Source organism: Microbacterium proteolyticum, assembly GCF_014192415.1.
Classification (GTDB): Bacteria; Actinomycetota; Actinomycetes; order Actinomycetales; family Microbacteriaceae; genus Microbacterium; species Microbacterium proteolyticum.
This window is the reverse complement of record NZ_JACHXY010000001.1, coordinates 1,031,241-1,047,866: the sequence shown is the minus strand read 5'-3', so window position 1 is coordinate 1,047,866 and position 16,626 is coordinate 1,031,241. Positions and strand designations below refer to the sequence as shown.

General features: G+C 69.8%; 15 protein-coding genes. 6 read left to right on the top strand and 9 right to left on the bottom strand.

Features of this window, described 5'->3' with window-relative positions; translation table 11 throughout:
* Window positions 1–228: 228 nt before the first annotated feature.
* The 8 genes from FHS07_RS04845 to FHS07_RS04810 all read right to left on the bottom strand — a co-directional run bounded on the left by FHS07_RS04845 (window position 229) and on the right by FHS07_RS04810 (window position 9,064).
* Window positions 229–1,197, bottom strand: a complete 969-nt coding sequence (locus FHS07_RS04845) for a glycoside hydrolase family 68 protein (RefSeq protein WP_183418724.1) — start codon at window positions 1,195–1,197, stop codon at window positions 229–231.
* A gap of 1 nt (window position 1,198) precedes the next feature.
* Window positions 1,199–2,137: a carbohydrate kinase family protein gene (locus FHS07_RS04840; protein WP_183418723.1), complete on the bottom strand. Its 939-nt coding sequence runs from the start codon at window positions 2,135–2,137 to the stop codon at window positions 1,199–1,201.
* Window positions 2,134–3,096, bottom strand: coding sequence for a carbohydrate ABC transporter permease (locus FHS07_RS04835; RefSeq protein ID WP_183418722.1), 963 nt, complete (start codon window positions 3,094–3,096; stop codon window positions 2,134–2,136). The genes FHS07_RS04840 and FHS07_RS04835 overlap by 4 nt, the downstream gene beginning before the upstream one ends.
* 1 nt (window position 3,097) lies before the next feature.
* The gene (locus FHS07_RS04830; RefSeq protein WP_183418721.1) at window positions 3,098–4,039 is read right to left on the bottom strand and encodes a carbohydrate ABC transporter permease; all 942 of its coding nucleotides are present in this window, start codon (window positions 4,037–4,039) and stop codon (window positions 3,098–3,100) included.
* Window positions 4,040–4,102: 63 nt separating this feature from the next.
* Entirely contained in the window at window positions 4,103–5,395 is a 1,293-nt protein-coding gene (locus tag FHS07_RS04825) for a sugar ABC transporter substrate-binding protein (RefSeq protein WP_183418720.1), read from the bottom strand.
* Between the two features lie 62 nt (window positions 5,396–5,457).
* On the bottom strand, window positions 5,458–6,507 hold the full coding sequence (locus FHS07_RS04820; RefSeq protein WP_183418719.1) for a LacI family DNA-binding transcriptional regulator: 1,050 nt from the start codon (window positions 6,505–6,507) through the stop codon (window positions 5,458–5,460).
* Between the two features lie 156 nt (window positions 6,508–6,663).
* Window positions 6,664–8,001: a uracil-xanthine permease family protein gene (locus FHS07_RS04815; RefSeq protein WP_183418718.1), complete on the bottom strand. Its 1,338-nt coding sequence runs from the start codon at window positions 7,999–8,001 to the stop codon at window positions 6,664–6,666.
* A gap of 130 nt (window positions 8,002–8,131) precedes the next feature.
* On the bottom strand, window positions 8,132–9,064 hold the full coding sequence (locus FHS07_RS04810; RefSeq protein WP_183418717.1) for a phosphoribosylaminoimidazolesuccinocarboxamide synthase: 933 nt from the start codon (window positions 9,062–9,064) through the stop codon (window positions 8,132–8,134).
* Between the two features lie 237 nt (window positions 9,065–9,301).
* Between FHS07_RS04810 and FHS07_RS04805 the strand changes: the two genes are divergently transcribed.
* From FHS07_RS04805 to FHS07_RS04795, 3 genes are all read left to right on the top strand, one after another.
* Window positions 9,302–10,909: a BCCT family transporter gene (locus tag FHS07_RS04805; protein WP_246383301.1), complete on the top strand. Its 1,608-nt coding sequence runs from the start codon at window positions 9,302–9,304 to the stop codon at window positions 10,907–10,909.
* 171 nt (window positions 10,910–11,080) lie between these two features.
* Window positions 11,081–11,704, top strand: a complete 624-nt coding sequence (locus FHS07_RS04800) for a PadR family transcriptional regulator (RefSeq protein WP_183418715.1) — start codon at window positions 11,081–11,083, stop codon at window positions 11,702–11,704.
* The gene (locus FHS07_RS04795) at window positions 11,701–13,245 is read left to right on the top strand and encodes an MFS transporter (protein ID WP_183418714.1); all 1,545 of its coding nucleotides are present in this window, start codon (window positions 11,701–11,703) and stop codon (window positions 13,243–13,245) included. The genes FHS07_RS04800 and FHS07_RS04795 overlap by 4 nt, the downstream gene beginning before the upstream one ends.
* A 250-nt stretch (window positions 13,246–13,495) precedes the next feature.
* Here FHS07_RS04795 and FHS07_RS04790 read toward each other — a convergent pair whose 3' ends face one another.
* The gene (locus tag FHS07_RS04790; RefSeq protein WP_183418713.1) at window positions 13,496–13,837 is read right to left on the bottom strand and encodes a TfoX/Sxy family protein; all 342 of its coding nucleotides are present in this window, start codon (window positions 13,835–13,837) and stop codon (window positions 13,496–13,498) included.
* A gap of 150 nt (window positions 13,838–13,987) precedes the next feature.
* Between FHS07_RS04790 and FHS07_RS04785 the strand changes: the two genes are divergently transcribed.
* From FHS07_RS04785 to FHS07_RS04775, 3 genes are read left to right on the top strand one after another with little or no spacing between them, the layout of a single operon-like run.
* Window positions 13,988–14,647 (top strand): hypothetical protein, encoded by a 660-nt coding sequence (locus FHS07_RS04785; protein ID WP_183418712.1) that lies wholly within the window; start codon window positions 13,988–13,990, stop codon window positions 14,645–14,647.
* A 9-nt stretch (window positions 14,648–14,656) separates the two neighbouring features.
* On the top strand, window positions 14,657–15,286 hold the full coding sequence (locus FHS07_RS04780) for a TetR family transcriptional regulator (RefSeq protein ID WP_183418711.1): 630 nt from the start codon (window positions 14,657–14,659) through the stop codon (window positions 15,284–15,286).
* 45 nt (window positions 15,287–15,331) lie between these two features.
* Complete coding sequence (locus FHS07_RS04775) at window positions 15,332–16,609, top strand: glycosyltransferase (RefSeq protein WP_183418710.1); 1,278 nt, start codon at window positions 15,332–15,334, stop codon at window positions 16,607–16,609.
* Window positions 16,610–16,626 lie beyond the last annotated feature (17 nt).

Sequence of the window (16,626 nt, the reverse complement as noted above, 5' to 3'; positions counted from 1 at the left end):
ACGTTACCGATGCGCCGGGACGCGGCATCCCCTCTTGCGGGGTGGTGCGGGGTGTGCTGACCTCGCCCGGGGTCGGCTCCCGGTCGGTCGGCTCGTTCGCGGTGTCGACCTCGCCCACGGCGCAGGACACCCCCTCGAACCCCCCTGGATCCGACGGGGTGAGACACAGCGCCGCACACGCCGAGCGCGCACGCCCCCCAACGGGCGTGCGCGCTCGAGCATCGGGTGTCAGACCGAAAGGGCCGGCTGCTTCACGACGAGGCGGTCGCCGTCCCAGCCCACGGGCATGGGGTCGGTGATGCCGCCGACGAAACCGCCGTCGGGTCCGACGTTGCGGAACGCCAGCAGCTGCCAGGCGCCCGCCCGGTCTCGGATGAGACGTCCGACGTAGAGGTCGTCGTCGGTGATCGGCGTCGCGGCGCCGATGTCGAACGGGCCGAGAACGCTGTCGGCGGGCACCGCCCACACCGCACCTCGCGGGTGGCGCTCGCGCACGGCATCCATCGCCTGGGCGGGCATGCACGAGAACAGCAGCACGGCCCGGCCCTCGACCTCTTCGACCTGGGTCACCTCGAGCTGTCCGAAGCCGTCGTCGCTCGGTTCGCTGACCGGGGCCTGCAGCTGCCACGTCTCGAGGTCGGGGGAGGTCGCGTGGGCGACCACGCCGCGGCCGCTGAACGGGCCGCGGGTCGCGCGGGCGGTGACGTACATGTGCCAGCCGCGGCCCGCGGGATCGGCGAAGACCCACGGGTCGCGGAAGGCCTCGTCGTGCCAGTCGCTGTTCGCGAGCCGCTCGTACATCGTGCCGTCAGCCTCGAGCACCGGGTTCGCGGGGTTCTTGTGCCAGGTGAAGAGGTCGGTGCTGGTGGCGTAGCCGATCCGCTGCACGTTGCGTCCGTCATCGTCCAGGCGCGAGCCCGTGTAGAAGAGGAACCAGGTGCCGTCGGCGCGGCGGACGGTCGAACCGGTCCACGTGGCGAGGGCGTCGAAGTCGTCGGCGCCGCCGCGCACGAGGGCATCGGCGACACGCTCCCACGACACGAGGTCGGTCGAGACGGCGTGGCCCACCGAGGCGCGGTAGTGACGGTCTTCCGGATCATGCAGCGCCCGCGAGGCGTAGAGGAAGAACAGGTGGTAGGCGTCGCCGTCGTCGGCGAACCAGAAATCCCACACATAGGAATCGGCGAGGTCGAACACGTCAGGCACTTTCTCTCGGCGCAGCGGCACGCTGCAGGTCTTCACGGGTCGGGGGGTCCATGCCCTCGCGTCCGACGGTGATCGCGGCGGCGGCGGCCGCCCGACGGAGCAGGGGGGCGAGGGTGGTCTCGTCGAGGGCGCGCACCGCGGTGCGCACGGCGGCGACGTCGCCGGAGATGTTCAGGATGCCGTCGAGCAGCGTGCCCATGAACGTGTCTCCCGCGCCGACGGTGTCGATCACGCGGGTGGGGACCGCGGGGATCTCGACGGTGGCGTGCGCGGTGACGCCGAGGGATCCGGCATCCCCGTCGGTGATGACGGCGAGGCCGGCGCCGAGGTCCACCCACCCGCGGGCGACGTCGACGGCGGTGACGCCGGGATACAGCCACTCGGCGTCTTCGGCGCTGGCCTTCACGACGTCGCTCAGGGCCACCAGGGCTTCGACACGCGCGCGGGCGTCGTTCACGCCGCCGGTGAGGGCGGGGCGGATGTTCGGGTCGTAGCTGATCAGTGACGTCGTCCGGGCGCGCTCCGCGGCAGCACGCACCTCGTCGGCGCCGGGCGCGAGGGTCGCGGCGACCGACCCGGTGTGGAAGATCCGCGCGGAGGGGATCTCGACGGGTGAGGGGAGCGTCCAGTCGATGTCGAAGTCGTAGGTGGCGTTGCCGCGCTCGTCGATCATCGCGCGGGCGGTGGCGGTGCGCTCCGGCGTCCCCGCGGTGCGGAGCTCGACCCCGGATGCCGAGAGCCACGCGTTCAGCGCACGACCGCGCTCGTCGTCGGCGACGCGGGCCACGAGGGCGGCGTCGCGACCGAGGCGCCCGAGGGCGACGGTGACGTTGGCCGGGCTTCCGCCGGGGCGCTCGGCCGCCCCGGCGGAAGTGGTGACGATGTCGATGAGTGCTTCGCCGAGCACCACGACATCGAATTCGCGGGTCATCCCTTGACCCCGGATGCCGCGATGCTGCTGACGAACGCGCGCTGGAACACCAGGAACACGATCAGCACGGGCAGCGTGATCAGCGAGGTGTAGGCCATGACCTCACCCCACGCGGTATTGAGCTGGAAGAAGTACTGCATACCGACCATGACGGGTCTCAACTCCTCTTTCTGGACGACCATGAGGGGCCAAAGGTACTGGTTCCATGCGGGCAGGAAGGTGAGGATCGCCACCGTCGCGAACGCCGGGCCCGACAGCGGCACGATGATGCGGCGGTAGATGGTGAACCAGCTCGCCCCGTCGATGCGGGCCGCCTCGTCGAGGGAGGTGGGGATGGTCGAGAAGTACTGCGCGAAGAGGAAGATCGAGAACGCGTTCGCGATGAACGGCACGATCTGCACCTCGTACGTGTTCAGCCAGCCGAAGTCGTACTTCAGCACGCCGCCCTCCATGACGAGCGTGGGCAGCTGGTTCACCCAGTAGACCATCGGCACCGCGATCGTCTCGAACGGCACGATGAGGGTCGCGATGATGAGCGCGAGCACGACGACCCGGCCCTTCCAGCGCAGGCGCGACAGGGCGAAACCGGCGAGGGAGTTCACGATCAGGCCGAGTCCGACGGTGAGCACCGTGACGAGGATCGAGTTGAACAGGAACTGCGCCACCGGCACGCGGTCGAAGACACCGAAGTAGTTGTCGAGGCTGATCTCACCGGTGGGGAGGAACGCCGCCGGCGAGTTGATGTCGCGGAGGATCTGCGCGTCGGGCTTCAGGCTCGACACGAACATGAACACCAGCGGGAAGAGGAAGAACACCGCGAGGATCGACATCGACACGTAGGTGAGGATGCGACCGTTGCGGCCCTCCGCAGAGCGGGTGCGCGTGCGGGTGGGCGAGGTTCGGCGTGCGGGGCGTGGAGCCCGCGCGGCGCCGTCGGGGCGCTCGAGGGTACTGGTCATGTCAGTTCTTCTCTCGGGTCAACCAGCGCTGGATGAGCGCGATGATCAGCACGGCCACGAAGAACAGCAGCGAGATGGAGGCGGCGTAGCCGATCTCCTGCTGCTCGTAGCCCTTGCGCACGGCGTGGAACACGACGGTCGACGTCGAGTTGAGGGGACCGCCCTGCGTCATCACGTCGACCTGCACGAACAGGCCGAGGGCGGCGATGGTGATCGTGACGAGGACGAACACCATGGTGGGGCGAAGACCCGGCCAGGTGACGTTGGTGAACTGTCGCCACCGGCTCGCACCGTCCATGCGTGCGGCTTCGTACAACTCCTCGGGGATGGTCTGCAGCCCCGCGAGCCAGATGATCATGTGGAAACCGACGGCCTGCCAGATCGACAGCACGATGATGGCGCCGAGCGCGGTGCTCGGATCGTTCAGCCAGTCGGCGCCCTTGAGCGCGCCGAACGTGAGCGTGTCGATCATCGAGTTGATGAGACCGTCGCTCTGGTACATGAAGCGCCACAGGATCGACACCACGACGATCGAGGTGACGACCGGGATGAAGAAGACGACGCGGAAGAAGGTCGTTCCGCGGAGGCGCTGGTTCACCAGCACGGCGAGCAGCAGACCCAGGCCGGCCTGGACGGGGACGACGACCAGCGCGAACAGGAAGGTGTTCAGTGCCGACTGCAGGAACACCGGGTCGGCGGTGAAGGCCCGGAAGAAGTTGTCGAGGCCGACGAAGCGCGGAGCGTTGGGCGAGATGAGGCGGGCGTTGGTGAACGACAGGGTGAAGGCCAGCAGCACCGGCACGATGAGGAAGAGCAGGAGCAGGAGGGCGGCGGGGGCCATCATCGCCAGGCCCGCCCACGTCTCGCGACCGCGTGAGGTGCGGATGCGGCGGAGGGATCGGCGCGGCTGCTTCGCCGCGGCGACCGGAGGAGACACGGTCATCAGGTTCTTCTTTCGCGGGGCGCGGTGGGGGCCCGGAGCGGACCCCCACCGCTGGACGCGGCGTCAGTTCGCGCCGTAGCCGTCGTTGGAGGAGATGTTGGTGTCGATCTCGGTGACCGCGGCATCCAGTGCCGACTGCACGTCGGCGCCGTTCATGATGTCCTTGGCCGCGGTCTCGAACGTGCTCGAGATCACCGCGTACGCGGGGGTCTCGGGACGCAGCACGGCGTACTCCTTCGAGAACTCGGCGAACGGACGCAGGGGGCCGTCGGTGGAGTTGAAGTACTTCGACGCCTCGGTGGCCGCCTCGGTGGCGGGGATCACGAGCTGCTCGTCGGCGAACTGGGTGATGTACTCGTCGTTGAAGCTGAACTCCAGGTACTCGCGCGCGCCCTCGGGGTCGCTGCACGACGCCGAGATGCCCCACTGCCACGAACCGCCGCCGATCTTGGGGCCGTTGCCGAGGTCCGGCGGCGGGAGGATCAGAAGGTCGTCGCCCACGGCATCCACCGCGGCGAGACCGTTCCACACACCGGTGTAGCTGAGCGCGACGTCACCGTCGACGAACTCCTGGTTGCCCACCGTGCCACCGCTGTTGGCGTAGCCGTTGGTGAACAGCGACTGGAACCACTGCCCCCACTTCACGGCATCCGGTCCGTTGAGGGCGCCGTCGGCCGACAGCATGGTGTCGCGGTCGATGAGGTCGCCGCCGAAGCTCTGCAGGAACGGGGAGTAGGCGTAGGGCCACCATTCACCCGTGTCCTCCGCGCCGAGGTCGATCGGGGTCTCGTAGCCGGCGGCCTTGAGCGTCGCCAGGGCGGCGTCGAACTCGGTGGCCGTCCAGGGCTGGTCCATGGTGGGGATGCGGATGCCGTTGGCGTCGAGCACGGACTTGCGCGCGAAGATGCCGAGGGCGGCATCCCAGTACCCGGCCGAGTAGATCTCGTCGTTGTACTTCCCGACCGCGGTGGGGAGCAGCTTGTCGGTGATGTCGCTCGACAGGCCGAGCGGCTGCAGGTAGTTGGCCCAGGCCCAGTTGGGCATGATGGGGCCGTCGAGGTCGAGCAGGCAGGGCAGGTCGCCCGAGGCCGCCGCCGCGACGATCGCGTCGTTGTACGCACCCTGCGGGAACGACTCGGTCTTGACCTCGTACTTCTCCTGCGATGCGTTGAAGTCGCTGATGATCTGCTCGTAGACCGCGAGCTCGGCGGGGTTGCCGGCCGAGTGCGTCCACATGGTGAGCACGGTGCGACCGTCTTCGGTCGTCGCGCCCCCCTGGCCTGCCTGGCCGCAGCCGGTCAGCGCGAGCGCTGCGACGACACCTGTCGCGGCGAGCGGGATGAAGGACTTCTTCATCGTGTTCCTTTCGAGTGGCGGCGACATCGCTGTCGCCGGAGAGGGGGCCGCGTAGCGCGGCGTCAGTCCGTGGCCCGGGGGTCCCGCGCGCTGCCGAGGTGCGCGGGAGGGCCGACGGAAGCCCGACGAACGATCGGGCAGTCCATGAGGTGGGGGGAATCGATGTCGGCCTCGCGGAGGCCGAGGGCGACCTCCATCGCCCAGCGGCCCATGGCCGCGTGGGGGAGCGAAACGGTGGTCAACGGCGGATCGAGCTCGGATGCGACCAGCTGCTGATCGTCGTAGCCGACGATCGACAGGTCTTCGGGGATCCGGATGCCGTGGCGGTGCGCCCAGGTCACGACCCCGGCCGCGATGCGGTCGTTGTAGGCGAAGATGCCGGTCGGGCGGTGCGCGGGCGCGAGCGCGAACAGGTCGGCGGCCGCCTGCTGGCCGCCCGCCGCCGAGGTCGGCGAGAAGACGTGGAGGGCGGGGTCGGGCTCGATGCCGGACTCGGCGAGCACGTCGAGGTAGCCGCGCAGTCGGAGCTCGGCGGCCACCGGGCGGTCTTCGTCGTTGTCGATGAAGGCGATGCGGCGGTGCCCCGCGTCGACGAGCTCCTGGGTGGCCACCCGGCCGCCGGCGTAATCATCGGGCACGACGGCCGGGTAGCCGCCGTCTTCGGGGCGGCAGTCGAGGAACACCGTGCCGGCGGGGAGTCCCGCGGGCGCCGGGATGACCCGGTGGTACATCGAGGCGTAGACCATGCCGTCGACGCGGTGGTTGACGAGGGTGGAGATCGCGTCGGACTCGATCTCGGGGTGGCCGTCGGTGTCGACGAGGATGACGAGCCTGCCGTTCTCACGGGCGACCTCTTGCGCGCCGGCGAGCATGCGGCCGGCGAAGGGGGTCGTGGCGATGCGGTCGGAGACGAGGCCGATGGTGCCGGTGACGCGGGTGCGAAGGCTTCGGGCGATCGGGTTGGGCGAATAGCCCACCTCGTCGGCGACGCGGCGGACCCGCTCTTTGGTCTCGTCGGAGATGCGCGACTCTGCGTCGTTGAGCACGAGCGAGACGGTCGCGGGGGAGACGCCGGCCGCTTTCGCGACGTCGGTCAAGCGCACTCGAGTCATCGCCCCACCCTCCATTGGATAATCGATTTATCTTGCTGATAAACCGATTTATCAGCGACCGAGATCAGTGTGCTGGCTCGGGTGTGGCGGTGTCAAGTAACGGAACGGCAACGGTGCTCGCGGTCGAGCGTGCGGCGCCGACGCCGACGCCGCCGGTCAGGCGGGGTCGCCGCCGAGCGGGCCGACCGCGGGGATGGGACCGCCGTCGTCGGCACCGGTCTTCCGGGCGCGGGCGATGGCGTTACCGAGGTGGTAGATCACCAGGGCGGCGACCGAGCCGAGCACGATGGCACCGAGCTGGAACTGCCCGAACTGCATGGTGAACCCCGCGATCGCCATGACCAGCGAGACCGCGCCGGTGTACTGGTTGACCGGGCGCGAGAAGTCGACGCGGTTGTCGACCCAGATCTTGATGCCGATGATGCCGATCAGGCCGTACAGAGCGGTGGTGACACCGCCGAGAACCCCCGGCGGGATGGTGTTGAACACCGCGCCGACCTTGGGCGACAGGCTCAGCACGATCGCGGTGAGACCGGCGACCCAGTACACCGCGGTCGAGTAGACCCGGGTCGCGGCCATCACGCCGATGTTCTCGCCGTAGGTGGTGGTGCCCGAGCCGCCGAAGGTTCCGGCGAGGGTCGTGGCGACGCCGTCGGCGATGAGAGCGCGACCGGTCGAGCGGTTGGCAGTGGCATCCGTCATCGCGGCGACTCCGCGCACGTGGCCGACGTTCTCGGCGACGAGCACCAGCACGACGGGCAGGAACATCGCGATGACCGACCAGGTCGCCGGCGTGGTGAAGTCGGCGAACTCGAACGTGGGAAGGCCCACCCAGGGCGCTGCCTCGACGGCGCCGAAATCGATGAGGGTCTCACCCGAGACGGCCTGGATGATCACGGTCGCGACATAGCCGACGATGACACCGAGGAAGATCGAGATGCGGCCGAGGAACCCGCGGAACAGCACGCTGAACAGGATCACCGCGACCAGGGTGATGGTGCCCGGCAGGGGCTGCAGCTGGAAGTTCGACCACGCGACGGGGGCGAGGTTGAAGCCGATGAGGGCGACGATCGCGCCGGCGACGACCGGGGGCATGACCCTGTCGACCCAGCCGAGACCGGCGAACTGCACGATGAAACCGATGGCCGTGAGCAGGATGCCGACGGCCACGATCCCCGCGAGCGCCGACCCCGTGCCGGCCATGGTGGTGGCCGCGGTGATCGGTGCGATGAACGCGAACGACGAGCCGAGGTAGCTGGGGAGGCGGTTGCGCGTGACGAGCAGGAACAGCAGCGTTCCCACGCCCGAGAACAGCAGCGTCGTCGACACCGGGAAGCCGGTGAGCACCGGCACCAGGAACGTGGCGCCGAACATGGCGATGACGTGCTGGAGCCCGATCGCGATCGTCGCGCCCCAGTTCAGGCGTTCACCCGGGGCGACCACGGCTCCGGGAGCGACGGTGCGGCCGTTGCCGTGCAGTTTCCAGCGGAACATGTGTCTCCTCAGGGGGTGGATGGATGCCGAGATCGCACGATCGGCGCGAGATCACCCGCATCCCCGGTGCCGCAGCGCGTGATCTCGACACGTTCGTGTCATCTCGGCAGCGCCGGACCGAGTGGGCAGGTCAGGATGCCGTGAGCAGGCGCAGCAGCGTCGCGTAGCGCTCGCGCGTGCGCTCGACGATCTCGGCCGGGAGTGCGGGAGGCTCGCCCTGCTTGTCCCAGTTGTCGGCGAGCCAGTTGCGCACGATCTGTTTGTCGAAGCTCGCCATGCGCTCGGCGGGAGTGGTGCCGGTGCGCCAGGCCTCGGCATCCCAGTATCGGGACGAATCCGACGTCAGCACCTCGTCGGCCAGCGTCAGCACGCCCTCCGCGTCGAAGCCGAACTCGAACTTCGTGTCGGCGAGGATCAGCCCGTGCGCCTCGGCGGTCGCGGAGGCGCGCCGGTAGATCTCCAGCGACGCGTCGCGAAGCGCCGCCGCCGTCTCGGCGCCGACGAGCTCGACCGACCTCTCGAAGGTGATGTTCTCGTCGTGCTCGCCCATCGGGGCCTTGAAGGCGGGGGTGTACAGCGGCTCCGGCAGACGGTCGCCGTCTTCGAGCCCCTCGGGGAGGGGGATGCCGCACACGGTGCCCTCCGCGCGGTATTCGGCCCAGCCCGAGCCGGTCAGGTAGCCCCGCACGACGCATTCGATCGGCTGCATGTCGAGCGAGCGGACGAGCATGGCGCGCCCCTGAACGGCATCCGGGATCAGCTCCGCCGTGCCGTCGCCCTCGAGCACGTCGTCGGAAGCGAGGTGGTTCGGGATGCCACGGCCCCCGTCGGCACCGGCGAGCTGGTCGAACCACCACAGGCTCAGCGTCGTCAGCAGCACGCCCTTGTCGGGGATGCCGGGTGAGAGCACGTGGTCGAAGGCGCTCACGCGGTCGCTCGCCACGACGAGCAGGCGTGCGGGCGCCGCCTCGTCGCGGGTGTCGGCGGGCACGTACAGGTCGCGCACCTTGCCGGAATAGGTGTGGCGCCAACCGGGGAGCTCGAGCGGGGGAGCGAAGGTCACCCGCTCATTATCGCGGGTGCGGGCCCGACGCACCGGCGCGGATTCTGTCACACGCCGTCGTCCCGTGCGTGCTCCCCGATCGGGGCGAGGGTCGTGACTACCCTTGATCGGGTGACCGAGGCATCCTCCGACTCCGCGGCATCCGTCGATCCCCACCTCGGCAGTCGCCATAAGACCATCCGTGGGTGGGTCTTCTGGCCGGCCGCCGGGATCGCACTGACCTTCATCGCCTTCACGATGCTGTTCCCGGATGCCGCCGAGGCGACGTTCGGGGCCGTGCAGACCTCGATCGTCTCGGCGTTCAACTGGTACTACGTGCTGATCGCCGCGTTCTTCGTCGTGTTCGCCCTCACCATGGGGTTCAGCCGGTTCGGCAACATCAAGCTGGGCCGGGACGACGATGAGCCGGAATTCTCGACGATGTCGTGGTTCTCGCTGCTGTTCGCCGCCGGCATGGGCATCGGTCTGGTCTTCTACGGGGTGAGCGAGCCGCTCAGTCACTTCGTGGAGCCCCGGCCGGGCGTCGAGGGCACCCCGAACCAGCTTGCGCAGCAGGCGATGTCGCAGACGTTCCTGCACTGGGGTGTGCACGCGTGGTCGATCTACGTCGTGATCGGTCTCGCCCTCGCCTATGCCTTCCATCGCCGCAAGCGTCCTCGCACGATCCGATGGGCGCTCGAACCCATCCTCGGGGCGCGCCGCGTGCAGGGGGCATGGGGCAATGCGGTCGACGTCGCGGCTCTCGTGGGCACGTTGTTCGGCGTCGCGACGTCGCTCGGTCTCGGCGTCATCCAGATCAGCGCCGGTCTGGACTATCTGGGCGTCGTGTCTCCGTCGGTGATCAGCGAGGCGATCATCGTGGGCATCATCACCGGCTTCGTGCTGTTCTCGGTGCTCTCCGGCGTCGGCAAGGGCATGAAGTGGCTGTCGAACATCAACCTCGTCCTTGCCGGTGTGCTGATGCTGTACCTGCTGTTCGCCGGCCCCACCGAGTTCCTCCTGCGCGACGTGGTGCAGTCGATCGGCAACTACATCCAGAACTTCGTCGGACTCTCCTTCACCACGAGCGCGTACTCGGGCGAAGACGGCGTCGCCTGGCAGGGGGCGTGGACGTCGTTCTATTGGGGCTGGTGGATCTCCTGGGCCCCCTTCGTCGGCATCTTCATCGCGCGCATCTCGCGGGGGCGCACGGTTCGCGAGTTCGTCACCGGAGTGATCCTGGTGCCCACGCTCGTCGGCATCCTGTGGTTCACCGTGCTCGGCGGCACGGCCATCTACGGCGAGCTGACCGGCACCGTGAGCCTCGTCGGTGAGGACGGCTCGGTGAACGTGTCGACAGCGCTCTTCCAGATGCTGCAGGGGGTGCCCGGAGCGGTGTTCCTGTCGGTCGGCTTCCTCGTGCTGATCGGGATCTTCTTCGTCACCTCCGCGGACTCCGGCGCGCTGGTCATGGGCATGATCGCCACGGGTGGCGAGGAGGAGCCGAAGCGCTGGGTGCGTGTCTTCTTCACCCTCGCGACCGCGCTCATCGCGTTCGCGCTGCTCCTGGCGGGCGGTCTCACCGCCCTGCAGGCGGCGGCGATCAGCATCGCCCTGCCGTTCAGCCTCGTCCTGCTCGCGATCTGCTGGGCCACGGTCGTCGCCTTCCGGCGCGAGCTGCGCGCGTACGACAAGGCCGAGCGGGCGCAGCTGCGCGACTCGATCGGCGAGCACTACGGTCTCGAGGTCGAAGAGCCCAACCAGCGCGGCATCTTCGGCATGTCGATCCGGTGGGGTCAGCGCCGGGCGGCCCCGGGCGTTCCCGCGGCCGAACGGTCCCAGGCGCCGTCGTCACCGCAGTCCTGACCCCCCTTTCCTCCGCCCACCCCTTCTGTTGAGTGTCCAGAACACGCCGCGTGTGCGTTCACCACGCGGCGTGTTTCGGACGCTCAACGAGTTCGCGCGGGGGTTCGCGTCACGTGCGTGATGAGCGTATAGTCCACGTGGACTAGTCGACACGGACCACAAGGGGGACGGATGCCACAGCCCCTCCGCCTCACCCCGATCGCGGTCATGATCCTCGCGACCCTGCGCGAAGCCGACATGCACACCTACGAGATGGTGCGCCTGTTGAAGGAGCGTCGCGACGACCGGCTGGTGCCCCTGCAGAAGGGGACGATCTACCACACGGTCGCGCGCCTCGAGCGTGACGGCCTGCTCGCCGAGGTGGGCACCGACCGGGACGGCAACCGCCCCGAGCGCACGACCTACACGCTGCTCCCCGCCGGCCGCCGGGCCGTGGAGGAGTGGGTGCGCACCGAGCTGCCCCAGATCGACCGCGCGAGCGACTTCCGCGTCGCTCTCTCCGAGGCGCACAACCTCGAGCGCGACGAGGTCGTCGCCCTGCTCGACCAGCGCCGCGCCCTGCTCGTCGCCTCGGTGGACGAGCACCGCACCGGACTCTCGGGGGCGGCGCAGCGCGATACCCCCGAGCAATTCCTCGTCGAGTTGCAGCGGCAGTCCGCCCTGCTCGACGCCGAACTCGCGTGGCAGGACTCCCTGCGCGCGCGCCTCTCCGACCGCTCCCTCGCCTGGGGCATCGCCGAGATCCCCGAGCACATCAAGAAGAAGCGTCACGTCTCGAAGGAGACCACCCCATGACCGACTCCCGCGCCGCCACCACGGCATCCATTCGGACTCCCGCCCGCAGCCCCTGGCCCGCCCTCTGGGCACTGGTCATCGGCTTCTTCATGATCCTGGTCGACACCACGATCGTGTCGGTGGCGAACCCCGCCATCAAGGCGGCCCTCGACCCCGACACGGGCAACCTCGACAACGTCGTGTGGGTCACCAGCGCCTACCTGCTGACCTACGCCGTTCCGCTGCTCATCACCGGGCGCCTCGGCGACCGGTTCGGCCCGAAGAACATCTACCTGACGGGGCTGGCCATCTTCACGATCGCCTCCCTCGCCTGCGGTCTCGCGCCCACGCTCGAGGTGCTCATCGCCGCCCGCGCGGTGCAGGGGCTGGGAGCGGCGATGATGACGCCGCAGACGATGGCCGTCATCACCCGCACGTTCCCTCCGCAGAACCGCGGAGCCGCCATGGGGCTGTGGGGCGCGACCGCGGGTGTCGCCACCCTCGTCGGCCCGCTCGCGGGCGGCCTGCTCGTCGACGGCCTCGGGTGGGAGTGGATCTTCTTCATCAACATCCCCGTCGGCATCATCGGTTTCATCGCCGCCGTCGTCCTCGTGCCGCAGCTGCCGCGCACCGCGCACAAGTTCGACATCGTCGGCGTCGTGTTGAGCGCCGTCGGACTGTTCCTCATCGTGTTCGGTCTGCAAGAGGGCGAGCACTACTCGTGGGCCGCGTGGATCTGGGCGATGGTCGCGGCGGGCGTCGCCGTGATGGCGCTGTTCATCTGGACGCAGGCGCGCAGCAAGGGTGAACCGCTGGTGCCGCTCGACCTGTTCCGCGATCGGAACTTCTCGATCGCGAACCTCGCCATCGCCGCCGTCGGCTTCACCGTGACGAGCATGGCGCTCCCGCAGATGTTCTACCTGCAGCTCGCCCGCGGCCTCACCCCCACCGAGTCGGCGCTGCTGCTGGTGCCGCTCGCGATCCTCTCGGGCGTGCTCGCCCCCTTCGCCGGCAAGCTGCTCGATCGCACCGATCCGCGGTTCCTGCTCGTGCCGGGGCTGCTGCTCGTCGGCGGAGCGCTGGGCATCTACGTCGCGCTCATCTTCAACGATGCGCCGATCTGGATGTTCCTCATCCCCTCCGTCTTCATGGGCATCGGAAACGCCGGCATGTGGGGTCCGCTCGCGACCACTGCGACGCGCAACCTGCCGCCGCGTCAGGCGGGCGCCGGCGCCGGTATCTACAACACCACGCGCACCGTCGGATCGGTGATCGGCTCGGCATCCATCGCCGCGTTCATGCAGGCGCGCCTCGAGGCCAACCTGCCGGGGGCGGGGGATGCCGGGGCGAGCTTCGGAACCGGAACGCTTCCGCCGGAGATCGTCGGAGGGTTCTCCGACGCGATGGGACAGTCGCTTGCGCTGCCGATCATCGTGATCGGTATGGGGCTCATCGCCGTCCTGTTCATGCGGCGCCCCTCGGTGATCCGGCCGCACGGCGCTCCGCAAGACGCCGGCCCGGCCGCGCAGGCGCAGGCCGCCCCGGCCGCCGCCGGCGAGTAACGCGCCGACCCCGAACGCCGTCGTCCCCGTCGCGGGGCGGCGGCGTTCGTCGTGTGCGGGGTGAGGCGGGCGTTCGTGCGTGCGTCGCGTGTGCGGGGCGGGCGGCGCGTCGCGGCAATGGCCGGGGGCGGAGGAGATGCGGCGAGGGGAGGGGGGATGCCGCGTCGGCGGTCCTCCGTACGCCCCATGTCCTCCGCTGCGCACGGTTCGAGCGCGCTTCGCGGGGCGGCGGCGGTGAGCCGAGGCGAGGCTACGGCGTGATCTCGTCGACGAACGCGCGGGCTTCGTCGATGAGGCTCTGCCACTGGTCGGAGCCCGCGTCGAGGGGCACTTCCGCCCATTCGCGCAGCGGCCGTCCGCGCATGATCATGGGCCCGGCGATCCCTTCGTCGACGATCTCGCCGATGCGCCGCTCGGGCAGCTTCACCACGAGCGAGCCGTTGTGCACGACGAACGCGAAGACCTTCTCGCGGATGCGGAGACCCTCGGTGCCGAACATGCGCCCCATGTCGACCCCTGTCAGCGCGCACTGTCGCTCCGCGATCGGATCGAAGATCTCGCGGCCCCGAGCCATCGCATCGCTGTCGAGCATGGCCACACGCTAGCGGCCGGGGGAGATCTCAACCAGAGCCCGTGAGGCTGTGGCGCGATGGTCTGCGGGAGGGCCCTGGTCATATTCACTTATACGGCGCTATAGTGAAAAGGAGCCGCCGTCCGATCCCGGCCACTCGCTGGAGCATCCATGACCATCTCTGCCCCGAACGCCGCCACCCGCACCGCCGCCGCGAGCGACGCAGCGACCACCGGCCCCCGCCCGCGGTGGCCTCGAACCGCCGGCCTCCTGATCGTGGCGGGTGGGGCGCTGCTCACCGCGGCGACCGCCATCGAGATCACCGCCGACGTCGCCACCGAGTCCGGCCCGGCGATCGCCTTCTACGTGCTCTTCCTCACGAGCACGCTCGCCCACGTCGCGGCGATGGTTCCGCTCGCGCTGGGCCGGGGCGACGGGCAGGGCGCCGTGGGCGCGTCCCTCGTGGGCAAGGTCGCGCTTCTCGGGTTCGGCGCTCTGTTCCTGGCGAACCAGAGCATGTACCTCGTCACGGCCTACCTGCTGCCGACCGCCGCGCTCACCGACGGTGCGATGGCGTTCCTGGTCGCGATGAGCGCCGTCCAGGGCGTCGCCCTCTTGGTCGGCGGCACCGTCATCGTCCGCGCCGGGATTCTGAGGGGCGGGGCGCGCTGGGCCGTCTTGGCGCTGGCTCTCGTCGGTTTCGCGCTCGGCGTCGTGCTCACCGTGAGCACCATCGAGGCGCTGTCGAACGCGATGTACTTCGTCTCCACCGGCGCGCAGATCATCGCGGGGCTCGTGATCTCCCGGTCGACGGTCGCGGGGGCGAAGTAGCGTTCTCCCGTGCCCCGCAGCTATCACTCTCCCCGACGGCAGGCCGACGCCGCCGAAACCCGCGCGACGATCGTCGAGGCGGCGGCCCGGTTGTTCGTCCGCGACGGGTACGTCGCCACCTCGATCAAGGCGATCGCGGCCGAGGCGGGGGTGTCGGTTCCCACGGTGCATCTGAACGGGCCCAAGCACGCCCTGCTCATCGCGGCGTTCGAGCGCACGTTCGCGGGAGACGAGGGGAGGCACTCGCTCGCCGATCGCCCCGAACTCGTCGCGATCATGAGCGAGCCCGACACCGATACGGCGATCGCCCGGTACGTGGACTTCCTCATCGACGCCAATCAGCGCTCCGCGGCGATCGTGCACGCGATGGTGGCCGCCGCCGACAGCGACGCCGAGGCACGCGCCGCCTACCTCGACCTCGAGATGCGCCGCCACCGCGACATGACGATCGCCGCGGGCTGGTTCCTGCAGCGCGACCGCATCCGCGTCGACCAGCTCGCCCTCGCCGCCGACGTCCTGGGGCTCATCACCGGCCCCGATCCGTGGACGCACCTCACCGTCGCCCGCGGGTGGGACGTCGTCGCCTACCGGACCTGGCTGACGGCCCAACTCGCCCGCCTCTCCGACAACCTCGCCTAGACCCCCGCCCCACGGCGGACCGGGTCATCCTCGAAGGATGCAGACATGACACCCTCCGCCCTGCTGTGCAGCATGCCCGCCATCGGTCATGTCGGCCCGCTCCTCGTCGTCGCGCAGGAACTGCAGCGTCGCGGGTGGCGCGTGCGCCTTCTCACCGGGTCGCGGTATCAGCGGATGGTGGAGCAGGCCGGCATCCTGTTCCTCCCCCTTCCCGCCGAGGCGGACACGCTGGACGGGATCGGCGCCGACGAACGCGACCGCGGACTCGCCACCATCAACCGCGGAGTCGAGCGCGCGTTCGTCGACCCCGCCGCGCCCGCCGCGACCGCCCTCGAGCAGATCCTCCGCGACGAGCCCGCCGACGTGGTGCTGCACGACATGACCTTCCTCGGCGTACAGACGTTGTTCGCACGACCGCGCTCTCAGCGCCCCCTCACGGTGATGTGCGGCATCGGGCCGGCGGGCTTCTCCAGCCGCGACACGGCCCCGTACGGGCTCGGAATCACGCCCCTGCGGCAGCCCACGCTCAACCGCCTGCGCAACGGCGTGCTGGGGGTGGTGGCCAAAACGGTGCTGCGTCCGGTGCACCGCTCACTCGACCTCTTCCTCGCGGGCGTCGGCGCACCGCCCCTGAACGGCGCATTCTTCATGGACGTCCTCTCGCGCAGCGACCTGCTCGCGCAGTTCACGGTGCAGGAGTTCGAGTACACCCGGCGCGACGCCCCGGACGCCCTCCGGTTCTACGGCCCCATGGCATCCGCCGCCGCCCACCCGGTGGGGACGCCGGCCTGGTTCGACGACCTCGACCCGAACCTGCCGCTCGTGCACGTCACGCAGGGAACGGTCGCGAACACCGACTACACCGAGGTGATCGAGCCGACGCTCACGGCGCTCGCCGACCTGCCCGTGCAGGTGGCCGTGACCACAGGCGGGCGCGATGTCGAGACCCTGCCCGCGCTCCCCGACAACGCGTTCGCCGCGAGCTACCTGCCGTACGACGACCTGCTCGCCCGGACGAGCGTGCTGGTCACCAACGGCGGTTACGGGGGCCTGCACCACGCCATGCGCCACGGGGTGCCGATCGTGATCGCCGGCGACTCGGAAGACAAGGTCGAGACGTCGGCACGCGTGCAGCACGCCCGGGTGGGGGTCAACCTGCGCACGGGGCGTCCCACTCCGGATGCCATCCGCGCGGCCGTCCAGCGCATCCTCGCCGACGCCGGCTACGCGGCCCGCGCCCGCCGCGTGGGCGACGCGATCGCCGTCGCACCCGGGGCCCCCGGGCTCGTCGACGACATCCAGCGACTGCTCGCGGCGCGCTGAGGCCGACTGCTCTCCGC

Bases quoted from the DNA above. Each gene is read 5' to 3' on its own strand.
- FHS07_RS04840 (WP_183418723.1), bottom strand. From the start codon at position 2,137: ATGACCCGCGAATTCGATGTCGTGGTGCTCGGCGAAGCACTCATCGAC.
- FHS07_RS04835 (WP_183418722.1), bottom strand. From the start codon at position 3,096: ATGACCAGTACCCTCGAGCGCCCCGACGGCGCCGCGCGGGCTCCACGC.
- FHS07_RS04830 (WP_183418721.1), bottom strand. From the start codon at position 4,039: ATGACCGTGTCTCCTCCGGTCGCCGCGGCGAAGCAGCCGCGCCGATCC.
- FHS07_RS04825 (WP_183418720.1), bottom strand. From the start codon at position 5,395: ATGAAGAAGTCCTTCATCCCGCTCGCCGCGACAGGTGTCGTCGCAGCG.
- FHS07_RS04820 (WP_183418719.1), bottom strand. From the start codon at position 6,507: ATGACTCGAGTGCGCTTGACCGACGTCGCGAAAGCGGCCGGCGTCTCC.
- FHS07_RS04815 (WP_183418718.1), bottom strand. From the start codon at position 8,001: ATGTTCCGCTGGAAACTGCACGGCAACGGCCGCACCGTCGCTCCCGGA.
- FHS07_RS04805 (WP_246383301.1), top strand. From the start codon at position 9,302: ATGCTGTTCCCGGATGCCGCCGAGGCGACGTTCGGGGCCGTGCAGACC.
- FHS07_RS04800 (WP_183418715.1), top strand. From the start codon at position 11,081: ATGCCACAGCCCCTCCGCCTCACCCCGATCGCGGTCATGATCCTCGCG.
- FHS07_RS04795 (WP_183418714.1), top strand. From the start codon at position 11,701: ATGACCGACTCCCGCGCCGCCACCACGGCATCCATTCGGACTCCCGCC.
- FHS07_RS04790 (WP_183418713.1), bottom strand. From the start codon at position 13,837: ATGCTCGACAGCGATGCGATGGCTCGGGGCCGCGAGATCTTCGATCCG.
- FHS07_RS04785 (WP_183418712.1), top strand. From the start codon at position 13,988: ATGACCATCTCTGCCCCGAACGCCGCCACCCGCACCGCCGCCGCGAGC.
- FHS07_RS04775 (WP_183418710.1), top strand. From the start codon at position 15,332: ATGACACCCTCCGCCCTGCTGTGCAGCATGCCCGCCATCGGTCATGTC.